Here is an 18,006-nt window from a genome sequence, read left to right as displayed (position 1 = left end):
GGATCAAGTCCATGCAGGTGCTGCCTGCCTATGCTGGGAGCTTCCATTTCGAAGGACGCTTGTCATGTTCAAACGCATCCTCGTTGCCACTGACGGCTCCGCGCTATCGCAGCGCGCGGTAGACCGTGCGATCTCGATGGCCGCGAGCAACCAGGCTGAGCTGGTCGCGCTGACCGTGGTGCCGCGCTACCCGCAGAGCTATCTGGAGGGGGCCATGAGCTTCTCGGCCGAGGACATTGGTCGCGCAGAAAAGCAGTGGGCCGACAGGGCGCAGATGATGCTCGACGGCGTGCGCGACCGCGCGCAGGCCAGCGGCGTACGGGTGCAGACCACACATGTCAGCTCGGACCTGGTGGCGGAATCGATCATCGCTGCCGCAAAAAAGCATCACAGCGACCTGATCGTGATGGCCTCACACGGACGCAAGGGCCTGCAGCGCCTGCTGCTGGGCAGCGAGACGCAGCATGTGCTGACGCACTCGGCTTTGCCGGTGCTCGTGTTGCCATAAAACCGCTCTACCCACGCGCAGCCACCCCCGCTTCATCTGCAAAAGCCCCAAGTCTTCGAGACGCCCGGCAATAAAGTACGCGCACACTGCAGGCAAGCGACGACACCACCCCCACGCCATGAACTCCTCCGACAGCCTTTCCCTGCCCGACAAGTTCGCCACACTGGACGCGTGGTGGCGCGCCGCCAACTACCTTGCAGTCGGCCAGATCTACCTCTTGGACAACCCGTTGCTGCGCGAGCCGCTCACCCTCGCCCACATCAAGCCGCGTCTGCTGGGGCACTGGGGCACCACACCGGGGCTGAACTTTATCTACGCGCACATGAACCGACAGATCGTCGCGCGCGGCCTCGATGCGATTTTCATCGCGGGCCCAGGTCACGGTGGGCCCGGAGTGGTCGCGAGCACCTACCTCGAAGGCACCTACAGCGAGGTCTATCCGCACATCTCGCGCGACGCGCCAGGCATGAAGCGGCTGTTCACTCAGTTCTCGTTCCCGGGTGGCATTCCAAGCCATGTCTCGCCGGAAACACCGGGCTCGATCCATGAAGGCGGGGAACTGGGCTATTCGCTGCTGCATGCCTTCGGCGCAGTCTTCGATAACCCGGATCTGATCGCGTGCTGTGTGGTCGGCGATGGCGAGGCCGAGACGGGGGCACTGGCCGCGAGTTGGCATTCGAACAAGTTTCTCAATCCCGCGCGCGATGGTGCGGTTTTACCCATCCTGCACCTGAACGGCTACAAGATTGCCGGACCCACGGTGCTGGCGCGTATTGGCGACGAACAGCTTACGCAACTGATGCGTGGCTACGGCTGGGAGCCGCATTTCGTGTCGGGCGATGATCCAGGTGTGATGCACGAGCTGATGGCGGTGGCCCTTGACCGGGCGTTGGACGCGGTCCACGCCATTCAGACCCAGGCGCGCGAAGACGGCTTCGGCGCTCGCCACCGCTGGCCGATGATCGTGCTGCGAAGTCCCAAGGGCTGGACAGGGCCGAAGAGCGTGGACGGCATTGCGATCGAAGGCACGCAGCGCGCACACCAGGTTCCGCTCAGCGGCTTTGCCGCCAAGCCCGAGCACGTCGGCCTGCTTGAGGCTTGGATGCGCAGCTACCGGCCCGAGGAACTGTTCGACACGCAAGGCACGCTGCGAGCCGACATCGCCGCATTGGCGCCAAAGGGCGCGCGCCGGATGAGCGCCAACCCGCACGCCAACGGCGGACTGCTGCTGAAGAACCTGCGATTGCCCAATTTCCGGGACTACGCCGTGACCGTGTCGAAGCCCGGCGCCGTCGATGCCGAAGCCACGCGCGTGACTGGCGCCTTCGTGCGCGACGTGATGAAGCTCAACGAGCGCGACAGCAACTTTCGGCTCATGGCGCCCGACGAGACATCGTCGAACCGGCTGGACGCAGTCTTCGACATCGAGAACCGCGTGTCGAGCGCAGAGCTCCGGCCCGACGACGACCACCTCACGAACGACGGCCGTGTCATGGAGGTGTTGAGCGAGCACCTCTGTCAGGGTTGGCTCGAAGGTTACCTGCTCACTGGTCGCCACGGCCTGTTTACCTGCTACGAGGCGTTCACCCACATCATCGATTCCATGTTCAACCAACATGCGAAGTGGTTGAAGGTAACGCGCGGCATTGCGTGGCGCCGCCCCATCGCTTCGCTGAACTACCTGCTGACCAGCCACGTCTGGCGCCAGGACCACAACGGCTTCAGCCACCAAGACCCGGGCTTCATCGATCACGTCGTGAACAAGAAGGCCGAGGTCGTGCGCGTGTACCTGCCGCCCGATGTCAACACGCTGCTGTCGGTCATGGACCATTGCCTGCGCAGCCGCAACTACGTGAACGTCATCGTGGCGGGCAAGCAACCAGAGGCGCAATGGCTGAGCATCGAGGCGGCCGCGCGCCATTGCACCGTCGGCATCGGCATCTGGGAATGGGCCAGCAACGACGACGGCGTGACGCCCGACGTGGTGATGGCCTGCGCGGGCGATGTGCCCACACTCGAAACCATGGCTGCGGTCGCCCTGCTGCGCACGCGGCTGCCCGAGCTCAAGGTGCGGGTGGTGAACGTGGTCGACCTGATGGCACTGGAGTCACCCTCGGGCCACCCGCACGGCATGGAAGACGCGATGTTCGACTCGATCTTCAGTACCGACGCGCCGGTGATCTTCGCCTTCCACGGCTACCCGGCGTTGATCCACCGGTTGACTTATAAACGGCGCAATCATGGCAACTTCCATGTGCACGGCTACTTGGAAGAAGGTACGACCACCACGCCATTCGACATGACGGTGCTCAACCGGCTGGATCGGTTTCACTTGGCGGCCGACGCTATCGATCGGGTACCTCGCATTCGCGACAGCGCGGCGCATGTCCAGCAGGAATTGCGCGACCAGTTGCTGGCGCACCGCGCCTATATCACCGTGCATGGCGAGGACATGCCCGAGATCGCCGACTGGCGCTGGACGCTGTAAGTGCTGCATGGCCCTGTCCGGCAAGGCAGCGCACCACGCACGGCAACTTTGGCAGATGTTGATACGCAGCTTCGATCGGCTCGATCTCGTCGGGCAGGGGGTCGACATCCAGTCTTTTGAATGCGGCGCAACCGCCGCGATCGAGCGTGAAGCGCTAGGGGCGCTCCCGCCAGGGCGTGCGGGCGCTGCGCGTCTCAACACCGCCTGTCCAACTATCTGTTGCCTGAGCGCTCCACGGTTCAGATTGAGACTGGCTCCCGTTTCGGCCCTGCCCGTCAGTGATGCCTGTCCAGGGTTGCAGTAACCTGCTCCGCACCTGAGTCTGGAGCGCGGGCACGCTGACTTGCATACTCAGCCAAAGCGCCGCGCCGTGTCATGCGCGAAAGCAGGGCCGGCCAAAGAAGTTAAACGCATGCACGTATTCTGATGACGCAAGATCCCGTTTCTGCAGAGCACCTTTAGATTAAGAGACCTCGATGTCGCTCGCGAGCTCGGATCGCTTTTTCAAGCGTTTATGCCGTGCTATCTGTCAAACAACGGATGAATTAAATCGGGGGTCTTCAGCGTTCTTCGATGCGACGCAGCTATGCTGCAGCCATTATTCGTTCAACAGGACTCCGAAAATGGCACAAACCCTCGCGCAAATCACGAAACAGATCGAGAAGCTCCAGAAGGAGGCCGACGCGCTTCGCCAGACTGAACTGAAGGGTGTGATCGATCGCATCAGGGTGGCGATTACTCATTACGGGTTGACGCCAGACCAACTCGGTTTTGGCAAGCCGGTCGCCAAGAGCGCCAAGTCTTCAGCGAAACCCAGTGACAAGGCTGCATTGCCGAAATTCGCCAATGAGAGCGGCCAGGTGTGGTCGGGGCGCGGTCCACGGCCTCTGTGGCTGCGCGAGGCGCTCGCCAAGGGCCGTTCGCTGGATGAGTTCAGCACAGATGCGCAAAAGCGCTCGTCAAGCGTCGCCATCCAATCCCGGAAGGCAGATGCCGTCGCCGCGCCCAAGAAGTCGACCGCTGCGAAGGGTGCAATGCGGGCCAAGGCTAGCACCAGGGTCCCCGGTCCTGCTGTCACGGCGGTTCTCAAGGCGTCCGGCGAAGCAGTGTCCACTGATGCAAGTCTGGCGAGCACGGCTGCCGCGAAAACCAATGGCCGAGCGAAGACGCATGCCGCCAAGACAGCAGGCGCGAAGAAGGCGCCGGGCAAGCAGGCGGCCGCGACCGTCGCCAAGGGCACACCGCGACCCGAGGGCAAACGTCTCAACTCCATTTCGGCTCCTGCCTCGGTAGCGGCCTCGTAAGCAATGGGATGAACGCCCCCACCCATAGCGGCATCGACCTGCCAAAGTGGCGACGTTGATCAACCACTTGAACCGAGAGGAGCGTCCACCATGAAGCTTTCGACTGTTGGCATCGTCCTAGTGAAGAACGTGTTCCAGGTCCACGGAATCGACCAGCACGGCAAGCTGCTGGTGAAGAAGCAACTCCGCCGCGACCAGATGGCGACGTTCTTCGTGAACCTTCCGCCTTGATTGGTCGGGATGGAGGCTTGCGGCGGTGCTCACCACTGGGCGCGCAAGCTCCGGCGATGGGCCATACCGTGCGACTGATGGCCCCCAGTTCGTGAGGCCGTACGTCAAGACAAACAAGAATTACGCGGCCGACGCCGAGGCGATCTGTGAAGCAGTCACCCGGCCCAACATGCGCTTCGTGCCGATCAAGAATATCGAGCAGCAGTCGGTGTTGGCGCTGCGCCGGGTTTGCCAGGGCTTCGTCAAGGCCCGCACGGCGCAGGCCAATCAGATCCGCGGACTTCTCGGCGGGTTCGGTCTCATCGTTCCCCAAGGCATCGGCTACATCGCGTCGCGGGTTCCGGAGTTAATCGGAGATGCTGCCAACGAGTTTGACCGGATCTTTCCGTGTTCTCGTGCAACGGCTGCTCGACCACCTCAGGGATCTTGGACGCCAAGTCGAAGAGTTGGAGACTCAAATCCAGGCTTGGCATCGAGCCAGTGATCTCAGCAGCAAGCTCGCTCAAGTGCCCGGCATCGGTCCGATCACGGCGAGCGCGTTGGTGGCCTCTATCGGGGATGCGAAGAACTTCGAGAGCGGCCGGCAACTGGCGGCATGACTGGGCCTGGTGCCTAGGCAGCACTCCTCGGGTGGCTAGTCAAACCTGTTGGGGATGAGCAAGCGCGGCGATAACCGTCCAGTTAGAAGTTAACTGGACAGCATCGTTTAGTCACCGGCTCTGCTCAAGGTGGGACGGCCGGCCGCTTACGTGGCTTCGCCCGTCACTGCCGAATAATCGGCGCAGCAATTCCCGCGATAAAACAATTTCGGGAAAGCGCGCCATCTCTACGGCTTCTGTCGGGCTGCTTACCAGCCCCCGACATTCATCAAGCGCGACGCGGAACGCGGCAGTTGGATCAGGTCGGTGCAATCAAATCGTTCCGACCGATGAGCTCTTCACTTCCGCGAACACCGGCCGTTGGCGCCATCGTGAGCAAGCCCACGCTCATCTGAAATCCCGACTCGCCGTTGCCGACGCTAGCCGTCCCAGCAACGGTGTCAAGTCTTCAAGCCGCGCGGCGATCAGGTTCTTCACGATGCCTTCGCGCTGCCAAGTGCCATGGACCACCATCAGTCGCGCACCCAGCAATTCCTGGCGCTGTACCTCCCGCAGACTCTTCCACACGATCACCTGCACGACGCCAGTCTCGTCCTCCAAGGACAGGAAGATCGTGCCCTTTGCCGTCTCCGGCTGCTGGCGCAGCGTCACGATGCCGCAGTGGCTCACCTGCTCGCCGTTCTCGATCGCTTCCAGGTCCTGCGCAGTCATCAGCCCCCGAAGGGTCAGGCGCTCGCGAAGCAAGGCCAGCGGATGCCGGCGCAGGGTCAATCCGGTCGACGCATAGTCGAACATGATCTCTTCGCCTTCGGGCGCTTCCTCGAGTTCGAGGAAGTCTTCGTCGACGGGAGCCTCGCGCAGCAACTCGGGCGCGGCCCGCAGCCCCGCCGCTTCCCAGACCTGCTGGCGCCGGTGGCCCGACAGGCTCATCAACGCATCGGCGGCCGCCAGCAGCTTCATCTCGTGCAGTTCGAGCTTGGCACGCAGCGCCAGGTCTTCCGCGCTGTCGAAGACCCGCTGCGAACGCGCCTGGACGATGCAGTCCGCCGAGGCGGCCTTGAGCCCGCCGATCATGCGCAGCCCCAACCGCACCGCGGGTTCATGTGACATGTCCTCCAGCGTGCAGTCCACGTCGCTGTACATCACGTCCACTGGCCTCACGTCGACGCCATGGCGGCGCGCATCCTGCACGAGTTGTGAGGGCGAATAGAAACCCAGTGGCTGCGAGTTCAGCATGGCCGCCAGGAACTCCGCCGGGTGGTGGCACTTGATCCAGCAGCTCGCATAGACCAGCAACGCAAAAGACGCCGCATGGCTCTCGGGGAACCCGTACTCGCTGAACCCCTTGATCTGCTCGAAGATGGCCTTGGCGAAACTCTCTTCGTAGCCGCGCGACGTCATGCCGTCGACGATCCGGGAGTAGTAGTGCTCCAGACCGCCCTTGCGCTTCCAGGCTGCCATCGCGCGCCGCAACCCGTCGGCCTCGCCCGGCGTGAAGCCTGCTGCCAAGATGGAAATCTGCATCACCTGCTCCTGGAACACCGGCACACCCAGGGTGCGCCCGAGCGCCTCCTTCAGCGCCTCGCTTGGGTAGTGCACCGGCTCCTTGCCCTGGCGGCGGTTCAGGTACGGATGCACCATGCCGCCCTGGATCGGTCCTGGCCGCACGATGGCCACCTCGATGACCAGGTCGTAGAAGCAGCGCGGCTTCAGGCGCGGCAGCATGCTCATCTGCGCACGGCTTTCGATCTGGAAGACGCCGACGGTGTCGGCCTTGCAGATCATGTCGTAGGTGGTGCTGTCCTCTGGCGGAATGTCCTGCATGCCGAAGACACAGCCCTTGCGCAGGCCGATGAAGTCCAGCGCCTTGCGGATGGCGGTGAGCATGCCCAACGCCAGGCAGTCCACCTTCAGCAGGCCGAGCGCATCAAGGTCGTCCTTGTCCCATTCAATGACCGTGCGAGCGGGCATCGAGGCGTTCTCGATGGGCACCATGCGGCACAACGGGCCCTTGGTCAGCACGAAGCCACCCGTGTGCTGGCTCAGGTGGCGCGGAAACCCGATCAGTTGTCCGGCGAGGTACATGAGCTGCTGGACCTGCAGCGACTCCATCGACAACCCGATCTCCTGCAGCCGTTCCGGCCGCACCTCGCGCCCGTCCCACCACTGATGCCCCTTGGCGATCGCGTCGACCGTCTCGAGCGACATGCCCAAGGCCTTGCCGACGTCCCGGATCGCGCTTTTCGGCCGGTAGCTGATCACGACCCCGGTGATGGCGGCACGATCCCGTCCGTACTTGGCATAGAGGTACTGCAGCACCTCTTCGCGCCGCTCGTGCTCGAAATCGATGTCGATGTCCGGCGGCTCGTTGCGCTCCTTGGAGATGAAGCGCTCGAACAGCACGCTCATGCGCGCGGGGTCCACCTCGGTGACGCCGGTGCAGTAGCAGACCACGCTGTTCGCAGCGCTCCCGCGGCCCTGGCAAAGGATGTGCCGCGAGCGCGCGAACATGACGATGTCGGCGACGGTCAGGAAGTAGTGCTCGTACTTCAGCTCGGCGATGAGCACGAGCTCGTGTTCGATCTGCGTTTGCACCTTGGCAGGGATGCCGTCGGGCCAGCGGCGCCCTGCCCCTTCGTAGGTGATGCGCCGCAGGTAGCCGGCCGGCGTCTCGCCGTCGGGCACGACCTCGTCGGGGTACTGGTAGCGCAACTCTTCAAGACTGAAGCTGCAACGTGCAGCCACCTTGAGCGTCTCTGCGAGGAGATCCGGTGCGTACGTCTGCGCAAGCCGCAGCCGGGTGCGCAAATGCCGCTCTGCATTGGGCTGGAGTTCGAGCCCGCACTCGGTCAGCGGCTGGCCCAGGCGCGTCGCCGTCATCACGTCCTGCAGCGGCTTGCGCGAGCGCACATGGAAATGCACGTCGCCGGCGGCGACCAGCGGGATTTCGGTGTCGGCGCTGATTTCGCCCAGGCGGTGCAGCCACATCTCGTCGTCGAGCACGCGCAGCTTCTCCACGGCGAACCAGCTGCGCCCCATGAAATGCCTCAGGAGCCAGTGGCCCAGCCAGCGCAACTGCGCCGGCGTGCACATGCGCTTGGGCGACGCTAGCACCACGCAGTTCTCGAGTTCGCGGCCCTGGATGTCCGCAAGCGGCAGCTGGTACGTGCCCTTCTCGGAGGCACGGCGCAGCTTGGTGATGAACTCGCAGAGGTTGCCGTAGCCTTCCAGGTTGCAGGCGAGCACCGTGAGCGTGAACGGGGTCTCATCCCGTTCGATCTCCTCGGGTTCGACGAGGAACTGGCTGCCGATGAGCAACTTGAGTTCGTGCTCCTTTGCGGCCACGTGGGCGCGCACCACGCCCGCCAAGCTGCACTCGTCGGTGATGGCCAGTGCGGTATAGCCGAGCTGCTTCGCGCGTTCGACGAGCTCCTCCGGCTGGCTGGCGCCGCGCAGGAAGCTGAAGTTGCTCACGCACCTCAGTTCGGCGTAGTCGGGCAGTTCCATGCGCACTCACTCAGGCGAAGGTGCCGTGCAGGAACCACGCCGTCTCTTCCTTGGCCAGGCGCATCTGGAAGATCCACAGCACGCCCGCGTGTTCGCTCACGGCCACCCAGTAGTCGCGGGCGCTGTGCCGGGTGGTTTCCTGTGCGGGTCGACCTTCGCCCCCTTCGCCTGCTTCGCCTGCTGCGATTTGCGTGGTGCGGTCCCACCAGCCGCCTTCAACCCGGTGCGGGCCCGCGAGCAGCTGCAGCACGCCCTGATACAGCGGCCGATTGTTCTGCGTCGCCAGGCGCAGCGGTTTCGGCAGGATGAAGGTGGGCTGGGGCACGTCGACCATGCAGCGCTTCGCGCGCGGCGCCGGCTCGGGTGCCGGTCGCCAGCGGCACATCCATTCCATCCGGTGGTCCTCGAGGACCACGGGACGCAGCACGCGGTCCGGCCCGAGGCGCGCGGCGATGCGCTCGAGCACCAGGGCCAGGCTTTCGCCCGACTGCCGTGCCTCGGGCAGCATCGAGAAACTCTTCTCCTCCAGTGGCTGCACTTCGGTGGCCAGCAACTCCAGATCGCCCACCGGTGCCAGCAGCTCGACCTTGTCGAGGTGCTCGGCCAGCAGCCGGATCAGGTGTTCCGTGTCGCGCGTGGCCTGCGCGGTGCGCACGGTGAGCTCGCCGCCGTCGCCGGCGGTCTTCGAGCGCATCGCGTCATGGCACCAGCGCAGCGTGAACGCGGTCACGCCCGAGCGCCGGGCCATGAGCCAGCCGGCCATCTGCAGCACCAGACGACGTGCACCGAACAGCATGGCGGGTGCATGCTCGACGCGTGCCATGAGTTCCAGCTTGGCGTGGAAGGTCTCGGGCAGCTGCGCCCACGGGTAGGTCTCGGGGCGCAGGCCGTAGGCCTGGTCCAGCGTCGCCAGCAGCTGCGCATCGAACCGCCGGCTCAAACCTCCCCGCGGCAATGCTCGCACCTGGCCCAACGTCCGGCAGCCCAGCCGGGCCAGCGTCGCCTGGTGCGCGGCGACTTGCGTCAGCGTTTCGAGCGGCAGCGCATCGAGGAGCTGCGCGAGCGGCTTGGCAAATCCATTGGACGCTCCCGCCCGGGCGACGGCCAGCGCGGCCAGGCTCGTCGGCGCCCAGCTCAGCTGCCGCACGCCGAGATCCGTGCACTCCTCGCGCACGCGTTCGACCAGGCGGCGCTTGCCGCCGAACAGGCGCAGGCTCTGCTCGATCTCCATGACGACCGCCGGGCACTGCAGGAGCGCTTCGAGAACAGCGACGCGGGGTGTGAACTGAAGACACCACGTCGCGAGCCCGTCGAGCGCCTCAGTGCGCGGCTGCGGGTCGTCCGGAAGGCTGTCGGGAAGAAGGGCTGCCCACAGCATGGGAGAGCTCTCTGGAAAGATCTTGCGATTTGCGGGCCGCGATCAGGCGGCTCGGGTAGCGAAGGCGCGGCGTCAGGACCGCCTCCAGACCGCCAGGGATGGAGGGCAAGCGCAGCTCGCCTTCGTGCGGCGGGCCCTTGCGCTTGAGCAGGTGGACGTGCAGCTCCCAGTCGACGCCCAGGCGGGCCTGAAGGCGCAGCGGCGCGGCCGAGGCTTCATGTGCGGCAGCCGCCGGCCGGCACAGGATGACGGGGCCGTCGCAGCTCTGGGCGCAGACCTGCAAGCGACGGATCTGCTCCTGGCGGGCCTGTGGCAGCCAACTGACGAGCATGCCCGCGGCGTTGGCCTTGATGAGCTGCTCGGTCGCCCACAGGCGCTCCACTGGCTTGTCCGCGTTGATCCACACCAGTTGGCGCTCATCGAGGCCGAGGTGACGCAGGCCAGGCAGATGCGGGGCCTTCGGCGGGCCGACAACAACAATCTGTTTGCCCTGGGCGACCAATTCGCGCATCGCGGGCGCAAGCAGCCGCCACTCGAGTACCGAAGGCTGGACCTGCAAAACCTCCGTCAGCGACTGGCACGGCCAGCCGTTTCCGGGCAGTTCGGCATCCAAGGCCTCGAAGCCGGTGCCCAGCGTGGTCGTGACCGGCGAGCCGAGCGCGTCGCCGCGCCAGATCGCCGATTCCACGGCGTGCGGGAGCGGGACAGGCCGGCGGTGCGGGCCGGTGGGCGGCGGGGGGGATTGGGGGGGCGGTGGCGTGTTTTCGCCATCAGCCCATGACAGGGAGATGGCCATTTCGGCTCCAATTACTGTATGGATGTACAGTATCTCTGTGCCTTCGGGCTTGAGCAAGAAGGTTTACAAATTTTCGTCCGCTGCCGGGCTCTGGGCGGCTCACGCTCTAACAAGAGCCCATCAGTCAGCGGCCCCGCACACGACACCGCCATGGATCACGACATACCCACCGACATCTGGATTTTTTACTGCGCACGGCGGTTGAAGATGCACTGGCGCACGGTCGATCCTGTGCAACTCGAGGAGTTGGCCGCGGACCTTGCCCGGGAGCCGCAACTTCGTCAGCTGTCACCGCAGGCTGCGGCGGCACAGTGGCTGGAGCCCATTCTGATATCGCGCGAGTAGCCCCAATTCGGGAGACACGCCGCCGTCGCCCTACGCAAACCTGGGAGCTTCAACCATCTTCAAACTGATTTATAAGTCGCTTTCGATACACGCGTTTTTTGCGAAGCCTGAAGACTCGAGGTTCTAGAGAACTGTTTGCCCGCCACCGTGGGCATCTCATCACGGGAGTTGTCGCATGTGCTATTCCGCCCAGATCCGAGCCGACTACAAACGGTTCTTCCGCTTGTTCGGCGGTGTGCTCACCTTGCGCGCCTTTGCCGAGCTCTACTACGAGCGTCAGGGCAACCCGAAGATCAAGATCCCCAAGGCGATGGACGCGGCCTTCGAGACTCCAGAGAACGAAGAGGAGCGCGAGATCAAGGGGCTGATCGACGCCTTCAATACTGAGCAGGCCCTGAAGCTCGAGCAAGACATCTTTGCGCAGCGCAGGCGCCTGGCCGATGCCGAACGTAAGCTTCAGGTCAAGACCACGAAGAAGGCCACCGACGACGTCCGAATCGCCACGGCCAAAGTCGAATGGGGGCTGGGAAAGCTGGCAGACCTCAGACGCACGCAGCCCGAGCCGCGCGACGCGAGGATCTTTCCGGGCGTGTATGCGCCCGTGATGATCTGGGAGAACGGGCATCGTGTGGTCAAGCCGATGCGCTACCACTGCCGACCGGCCGGCAAGCCTGAGAAATTCGATGTCCTCTACCCGGGCACCTACAACGCTCGGCGCGACAACCTGGAAGGCTTCTGGCGGGGCCAGTTCGGCGTGACGCATGGGATCCTCGTGATCAATGCTTTCTACGAGCATGTCGACCGCGATGGCAAGGACACCATCCTCGAGTTCATGCCAAGGCCCGCGCAGGACATGTGGCTCGCGTGCCTGTGGTCCAGATGGACCGCGCCTGGCCAGCCCGACCTGCTCTCGTTCGCCCTCATCATGGACGAGCCGCCGGACGAAATTCGCGCAGCCGGGCATGACCGCTGCCCCATTCCGCTCAAGCCCGAAAACATCGACGCGTGGTTGAGGCCGGACATGGGAAATCCGGACGTGCAGTACGCTCTCCTCGATGACCGCGCGCGACCGTACTACGAGCACCGGCTCGCAGCTTGACCGCACCTCTTTGCGATGGGCAGTTTCGGTGGCCCTTTCTCACCCCTGCCAGCAGCACCCGCCGCACCAGCGACCACAGCAGAGCCCGCGCCCGCCGCGCCCACCTACAACTTGGGCGGCAGCGTCACCGGTCTGATCGGCGCCGGACTGGTGCTGCAAAAACAACGCCGGTGACGACTTGGCCATCGCGGCCAACGGCAGCTTCAGCTCCGCGCTCCCCAGCGTCGCGAACTACGCGGTCACGGTCAAGAACCAGGCCGAGATCCCAACCTGGGCCTGCACCGCCAGCAACGGCGCTGGCACGGTTGCCAACGGGGCCGTCGCCAACGAGGCCGTGGCCAACGTGCGGCGACCTGTGCCGCCCGCACCCCACTTTGCCTATTCGCAAGATTACGTCGGAAACCCCCTGCTGGCCTACACCATCGATCCAGCACCGGCGCCTTGAGCCCGAGGGCCACGCCGCCTGGCGTCGCGGGACAACCCAACAGTCCGTGGTCATGTCCAAGTAGTCGTCAGCCGTGAGAAGTCGAACGCCTGCGCTTTCGGAAAAACTGTGCTCAGTCGCTGAACGGTTGCTGTTGGCCGGTCCGGCCAGACGCCATAGTCGCACGTGCGTGGCGAAGTCGAACGGTCGATGCAACACACTAAGAGACTGCGTAGGCAATAGTGTTGCGACTAAATACGTTCGCCGGTGTGTCGCCTCATCCGTGAGGACGACGAGGGACTGCCCTTGCTCACTGTATAGCTGCGCCGGGTGGACGCCTGACAGCGTCGTTGCCGGCGGGTTTCGGGATGCCAAGCAAGCGGCGCAGGAGGAACACTGCGCGCGGCAGCGCGATGAGTCGTGCTGTGGATGACTCTTGGCCGCTTCGATCTTGGGCCAATCGAAATGATTAACTGTCCGACGTCCACGCTTACCCAAACGACATGGATTGCGCGCCGCCCAAGTCCACAGAAGTGGCATTCATGACCTCGGCTACGAGCTACAAAGCGAGGAATTCGACGAGTCGGCCTCCTCGATTGAGGGCAAACAGGCATGCACGAACGCGCCTAGAACCGATCCTGTTGATGGCACGCTGAAGTTGCATTTCTACGCTGGTTCGCAGTTCTTTACTCCTGTCGAGCGAACGACAGATATTTTGCAACGGGCGAGTTTTCCGGCAGCACATAGACAACGCCTGGTCGGTTGCCGAACACCGGCTTCACGTACGCATCGTAGAAGTCGGCGGGCACGTTGATGCAACCGTAGGAGATACGGTTGTCCAATGCCGACGGACTGGCCAATCGCTCGAGCCGCCGCTCGGACTTCTTTGTGGCCCGAACCCTGTGCATCGAAACAGCGGCGTCGTAATCGATCCAGACGATGTCTTCCCCTCCGGTATTGATACCGGGCTCTGTCACGAATCGACCCGCCGGTGTGGTCCGTTCCGTGGGTCGAATTTGAGCCATCGGACGCGTCCCGATCCCTTTCACCGAATCATCTCCCTGCGCCAACCCGAGGAGCACCGGCGAAGACGCTTGCAACCGCCCCATCGCATCGAACAGGTACAGACGAGCCCTGGTCTTGTCGACGATGGCAAAGCCTGCGCCCTTGTTGTCCCGCGCCTCGACTGCGTCGCGCGCAATGCGCCGCGCGAGGTGATCCGACTCAGAGGCGGAAGGATGCTGCGCCCAACTGCACACGGGCGCAAGCATCAATACCGCGATCCAATATCCGGCGTACCGAACCACGATCAGTTGCGATCCGCTCGCGCCGGCCGCATGGGACGGGTTGTGTTCGATGCCGCCATCGACGTGTCGTTGCTGCTACCGGTGTTCATGCTTGGCGCGGCAGGCGCAGTACCGCCGGCCGTGTTGTTCTGCGGCGTGGTTCCAGTGGTGCCCATCGGGCCGCCAGCGGGGCTTTGTTGCCCGGCAGCGGTTGCGGGATTGGCCGGGGCAGTGGTCGGCGGATTGCCTTGGGCGAAGGCCGCGCTGGCGATTGCAAGTGTGCCGGCGGCAAGAAGCAGTGAATGGTGTTTCATGAGCGAGTCTCCAGTTGGTTGGGAACATGCGCCGATCCGGGGACCGACGAGTGCAGACTAGGCAGCGCCATGTCACCGCAAGTCAGTGCTCAACCGACCCCCATGTAGGAGGCCGCGATGCGGGCGGGACACCTCTTGAAGACGTACCCGATGGGGCGGCAAACAGAGCTTGGCTCGGTGGGCAAAATCGCACCCCGGTGGATCGCGAACTAAATGCGAAGCTCCGACAGGTCGTATCCGGTGCACTTCGCGTGCGTCGCCGCCACGCGCGTCTTGGAGCAAAAAGCGGCGCTTGCCTACACGAGGTCGCATTCGGCGAGTGATGCTCGAATCACCGGAGAAGCCGTGGTCACGAAGAAGCGTTGACCACGCCGCGCCGACACAGGCGGATCCATCTGGCAAGCGATACACCCGAACGACACCTCCAGCCGACACCTCCAGTCGTGACCACCATGCAGCCTCAAGACGCAACGCCATCGCCGCTCGACACCGGGGAACCGGCCGCGGCCGATGCCACCTTTACCGCCAACGCGCGCGAGGGTGTCTCCCTCAATGTGGTTCTGACCGGCGCATCCAGCGGCATTGGCCGTGCCACGGCGTTGGCATTCGCCGCGCAGGGCGCTTCGCTCGTCCTTGCATCGCGTCATCGCGAAAACCTGCAGGCAGTGGCGCAGGCCTGCGAAGAAGCTGGAGGGCGGGCCATGGTCGTTCCCACCGACGTGACCGACGCCGGTGCCGTCCAAGCCCTTGCCGATGCCGCCGTCTCGCATCTCGGGCATGTGGACCTGTGGATCAATAACGTCGGTGTCGGTGCAGTCGGCCTGTTCGACGAAACGCCGATGGAAGCCCATCGCCGCGTGATCGAGGCGAACCTGCTCGGCCACATGCACGGCGCCTACGCGATCCTGCCGCACTTCAAGTCGCGCGGGCATGGCACGCTGGTCAACATGATTTCGCTGGGCGGCTGGGTGCCAGCGCCTTACGCCACCGCCTATACGGCCAGCAAATTCGGCCTGCGCGGCTTCTCGGAATCGCTGCGCGCCGAACTCGCTGACCAGCCGCAAATTCACGTGTGCGAGGTATACCCGACCTTTGTCGACACCCCCGGCATGTCGCACGGCGCGAACTACAGCGGCGGGCAACTACGACCGCCTCCCCCCGTGGTCGATCCGCGCACCGTGGCCAGTGCGCTCGTGTCGCTTGCCACCCGTCCACGCCCCAGCACCTACATCGGCGCGCCCGCGCGGCCGGGCATCCTGGCCCACGCACTGGCACCAAACCTCGTGGTGCGCACCATGAAATGGCTCACTGACAAGTCGCTGCAGCGCGCCCGGCCGGCGGCACGCTCTGACGGCAACCTGTTCGAGCCCTCTCGCGGCGCCGCCATCGACGGCGGGTTCCGATCCACCTCGGCGATCAATCCCGCCGCCGTGGCAATCGGTGCGGCAGCGGCCGGCCTCGGCGCACTCGCGCTGGCCGGTGCCTGGGCAAGGCGGCGCCAGCGTCGTGGCGCGTGAAACCCTGCTGTTCACCTCACCTCACCTCACAAAGGAGCTTCGATATGTCTTCGCGCGAATCGAACAAAGGTTCTTTTGCCATCGTGACAGGAGCTTCTTCGGGCATCGGTCTCGAGTTGGCGCGTTGCTGCGCGACGTCGGGCTTCGATCTTCTGATTGCGGCGGACGAGCCGGAGATCGAGGCCGCAGCCCAGGTGTTGCGCCGCGAGAATGTGCAAGTCAAAGCGCTCCAGGTCGACCTGTCGACGATGGAAGGTGTGGACCGTCTCTACGCCGCTGCGGACGGGCGGCCCGTCGACGCATTGCTGGCCAATGCCGGACGCGGACTGGGCCACGCCTTTCTCGACGAAGACTTCTCGCAGGCCAGACTGGTGCTCGATACCAACGTCACCGGCACCCTGTATCTGCTGCACAAGGTCGCCGGCCAGATGCGAGCGCGCGACCGCGGCCGTATCCTCATCACCGGCTCGATTGCCGGTTTCATCCCGGGCTCGTTCCAGGCGGTCTACAACGGCACGAAGGCGTTCATCGACTCGTTCTCCTTTGCCTTGCGCAACGAGCTGAAGGAAAGCAACGTCACCGTGACCTGCCTGATGCCCGGCGCTACCGACACCGAGTTCTTCGAGCGGGCCGACATGCTCGACACCAAGGTGGGCCAGGGCAAGAAGGCCGACCCCGCCGAGGTCGCGAAGATCGGCTTCGAGGCCATGCTCGACGGACAAGGCGACGTGGTCGCCGGGTGGAAGAACAAGTTGCAGGCCGGACTGGCGAACATCACGCCATCGTCGATCCTGGCAGAGCAGCACCGCAAGATGGCGGAACCGGGGACTGCGGATTCCTGAGTGCAGCCAAGCCAGCTGGAAGTCGCATGCACCGGGCCGAGGAATTCACCGAATGGTTGTTCGGGCAGGGACCGCAGCTCGAACCTTGGCAGATGGCTGCACGGGCCATCGCTGTGTTCTTCATTGCCCTGGCGCTGATACGCGCTTCAGGGCGTCGTTCCTTCGGACAGCACAGTCCTTTCGATGCATGCATCACGGTGCTCCTGGGCGCCGTGCTCAGTCGTGCGGTGGTCGGCGCCTCGCCATTCTGGAGCACGATGGCCGCCGGCGCCGCGCTGGTCCTGGTGCACCGCGCCTTGGCACTAGGAAGCAGCCGCTGGCCACGCCTGGAAGACTTCGTCAACGGCCGCGAGATCGTCCTCGTGCGGGACGGCCATGTCAACGAGGGCGCCATGCGGCGTGCCCTTGTCTCGCGAAGCAATCTTGAGGAGGCGATGCGCCAACAGCTTGGCTATGCCGACCTCGAGAAGGTGGCTTGCGCCGTCCTCGAGCGCGACGGCAAACTCACCGTGGTGAAGCGGGATTGAGCAGCGCTCTGCCTGCTGTCTGCCGTCAAGATCGCGTTGTCCGCGCTGCCGCAAACGAAACACCGATCAGATTCTCCTGGCGGACTCGGCGCGACAGGGGCGAGAAATGCGGGAACATCCTGCGGGCTCCAGCTGCCATCGCCCTCGAATTTGCAGCACACGGGTGTGAAACGGCACCACAGCCGCGCGGTGCGCGATGCTGATGAGAGTCACGCCTTCGCTCTTCAGTCGCCCATACAGCGCGGCCCCGTTGGCATCATCGAGTGCGCTAGTGGCTTCATCGAGGATGACAAAGCGAGGAAGGTGCACCAGCAAACGCGCAAAGGACAGGCGCTGTTGCGGACCCATGCTTAGAACCTTCTTCCAATGTTGGGTGGCATCGAGAAGTTTGCCGCTCAATACGGCCTGCGCCAGGATGACGACCGGCAATACCAAGGTAAGTTGGATGTAGGCACGCTGGTACAGATTCAGGTTGCGCTGCTTCTTGATGAGCTTGTCGTAGTGGAATAACCGTCTTCGAATCGTCGGTAGATCTGCGCGCGTTCCTGCGGTTCTCCCCTGTAGAGGGCGATGCTCTCGGCGTTCTCGCGCAGCCCCATGAGGTCGAAGCGGAAATCTGATAGCTGCCGCATCGGCCGTGGCGGTTCGGAGTTGCGAGGGGAGGCCGCAACGGGATTGGAAAAGACGTCGGAAGCGCGTTCAAGAACGCGGAATGAGCAGAGCGAAAATGCTTGGATCGACTTCATGGTCACCAAGCTGGTTGCTTGCCAAGCAATCTAAGGCTGTGCCGCGCATGTCCACTCGTGCTTCACGCGAGCCGACGTAGGACTTCGCCCGCCCC

The 18,006-nt window shown here is 64.2% G+C and carries 16 protein-coding genes and 1 pseudogene; 10 read left to right on the top strand and 7 right to left on the bottom strand.

Going from position 1 to position 18,006, the window contains the following annotated elements:
* Nucleotides 1-64 precede the first annotated feature (64 nt).
* The 4 genes and pseudogenes from BM013_RS35165 to BM013_RS35150 form a co-directional block, all read left to right on the top strand.
* Nucleotides 65-508: a universal stress protein gene (locus tag BM013_RS35165; protein ID WP_093133985.1), complete on the top strand. Its 444-nt coding sequence runs from the start codon at nucleotides 65-67 to the stop codon at nucleotides 506-508.
* A 118-nt stretch (nucleotides 509-626) separates the two neighbouring features.
* Nucleotides 627-2,996: a phosphoketolase family protein gene (locus tag BM013_RS35160; protein ID WP_093133982.1), complete on the top strand. Its 2,370-nt coding sequence runs from the start codon at nucleotides 627-629 to the stop codon at nucleotides 2,994-2,996.
* Between the two features lie 476 nt (nucleotides 2,997-3,472).
* Entirely contained in the window at nucleotides 3,473-4,300 is an 828-nt protein-coding gene (locus tag BM013_RS35155) for an H-NS histone family protein (protein WP_093133980.1), read from the top strand.
* Between the two features lie 90 nt (nucleotides 4,301-4,390).
* Nucleotides 4,391-5,166 (top strand): annotated as a pseudogene (locus BM013_RS35150) (IS110 family transposase); the annotation flags it as partial.
* A 351-nt stretch (nucleotides 5,167-5,517) separates the two neighbouring features.
* On the opposite strand, the gene BM013_RS35145 reads toward BM013_RS35150, so the two are convergent.
* Genes BM013_RS35145 through imuA form a run of 3 tightly spaced genes read right to left on the bottom strand, consistent with a single transcriptional unit; the run spans nucleotide 5,518 to nucleotide 10,703 of the window.
* Complete coding sequence (locus tag BM013_RS35145; protein ID WP_093133977.1) at nucleotides 5,518-8,637, bottom strand: error-prone DNA polymerase; 3,120 nt, start codon at nucleotides 8,635-8,637, stop codon at nucleotides 5,518-5,520.
* A 10-nt stretch (nucleotides 8,638-8,647) separates the two neighbouring features.
* On the bottom strand, nucleotides 8,648-10,015 hold the full coding sequence (locus BM013_RS35140; protein ID WP_093133974.1) for a Y-family DNA polymerase: 1,368 nt from the start codon (nucleotides 10,013-10,015) through the stop codon (nucleotides 8,648-8,650).
* The gene (gene imuA / locus BM013_RS35135) at nucleotides 9,957-10,703 is read right to left on the bottom strand and encodes a translesion DNA synthesis-associated protein ImuA (protein ID WP_256220246.1); all 747 of its coding nucleotides are present in this window, start codon (nucleotides 10,701-10,703) and stop codon (nucleotides 9,957-9,959) included. Before imuA ends, BM013_RS35140 begins: the two co-directional genes overlap by 59 nt.
* Nucleotides 10,704-10,961: 258 nt before the next feature.
* Between imuA and BM013_RS35130 the strand changes: the two genes are divergently transcribed.
* From BM013_RS35130 to BM013_RS35120, 3 genes are all read left to right on the top strand, one after another.
* Nucleotides 10,962-11,156, top strand: a complete 195-nt coding sequence (locus tag BM013_RS35130) for a hypothetical protein (RefSeq protein ID WP_093133968.1) — start codon at nucleotides 10,962-10,964, stop codon at nucleotides 11,154-11,156.
* Between the two features lie 175 nt (nucleotides 11,157-11,331).
* Nucleotides 11,332-12,255: an SOS response-associated peptidase family protein gene (locus BM013_RS35125; RefSeq protein WP_093133965.1), complete on the top strand. Its 924-nt coding sequence runs from the start codon at nucleotides 11,332-11,334 to the stop codon at nucleotides 12,253-12,255.
* A gap of 178 nt (nucleotides 12,256-12,433) precedes the next feature.
* Complete coding sequence (locus tag BM013_RS35120; RefSeq protein WP_093133962.1) at nucleotides 12,434-12,700, top strand: hypothetical protein; 267 nt, start codon at nucleotides 12,434-12,436, stop codon at nucleotides 12,698-12,700.
* A gap of 665 nt (nucleotides 12,701-13,365) precedes the next feature.
* On the opposite strand, the gene BM013_RS35115 is transcribed toward BM013_RS35120, so the two are convergent.
* Nucleotides 13,366-13,950, bottom strand: a complete 585-nt coding sequence (locus tag BM013_RS35115) for a L,D-transpeptidase (RefSeq protein WP_093134182.1) — start codon at nucleotides 13,948-13,950, stop codon at nucleotides 13,366-13,368.
* A gap of 38 nt (nucleotides 13,951-13,988) precedes the next feature.
* Nucleotides 13,989-14,279 carry a proteophosphoglycan ppg4 gene (locus tag BM013_RS35110; protein WP_093133959.1) on the bottom strand — a complete coding sequence of 97 codons (291 nt, stop codon included), beginning with the start codon at nucleotides 14,277-14,279 and terminating at the stop codon, nucleotides 13,989-13,991.
* A 452-nt stretch (nucleotides 14,280-14,731) separates the two neighbouring features.
* Between BM013_RS35110 and BM013_RS35105 the strand changes: the two genes are divergently transcribed.
* Genes BM013_RS35105 through BM013_RS35095 form a run of 3 tightly spaced genes read left to right on the top strand, consistent with a single transcriptional unit; the run spans nucleotide 14,732 to nucleotide 17,165 of the window.
* Nucleotides 14,732-15,796, top strand: coding sequence for an SDR family oxidoreductase (locus tag BM013_RS35105; protein WP_093134179.1), 1,065 nt, complete (start codon nucleotides 14,732-14,734; stop codon nucleotides 15,794-15,796).
* Nucleotides 15,797-15,840: 44 nt separating this feature from the next.
* A complete protein-coding gene (locus BM013_RS35100; protein ID WP_093133956.1) occupies nucleotides 15,841-16,638 on the top strand; it encodes an SDR family NAD(P)-dependent oxidoreductase in 798 nt (265 codons plus the stop codon).
* 26 nt (nucleotides 16,639-16,664) lie between these two features.
* Nucleotides 16,665-17,165, top strand: a complete 501-nt coding sequence (locus BM013_RS35095; RefSeq protein WP_093133953.1) for a DUF421 domain-containing protein — start codon at nucleotides 16,665-16,667, stop codon at nucleotides 17,163-17,165.
* A 66-nt stretch (nucleotides 17,166-17,231) separates the two neighbouring features.
* On the opposite strand, the gene BM013_RS41675 is transcribed toward BM013_RS35095, so the two are convergent.
* Together BM013_RS41675 and BM013_RS41670 are read right to left on the bottom strand one after the other, a co-directional pair.
* A complete protein-coding gene (locus BM013_RS41675; protein WP_218153720.1) occupies nucleotides 17,232-17,600 on the bottom strand; it encodes an ATP-binding cassette domain-containing protein in 369 nt (122 codons plus the stop codon).
* A 32-nt stretch (nucleotides 17,601-17,632) separates the two neighbouring features.
* Complete coding sequence (locus BM013_RS41670; RefSeq protein WP_093134176.1) at nucleotides 17,633-17,911, bottom strand: hypothetical protein; 279 nt, start codon at nucleotides 17,909-17,911, stop codon at nucleotides 17,633-17,635.
* Nucleotides 17,912-18,006: the final 95 nt, after the last annotated feature.

The sequence above is a fragment of the Variovorax sp. OK605 genome (assembly GCF_900115445.1).
Lineage (GTDB): Bacteria > Pseudomonadota > Gammaproteobacteria > Burkholderiales > Burkholderiaceae_C > Variovorax.
This window is presented reverse-complemented; position numbering and strand designations above follow the sequence as displayed.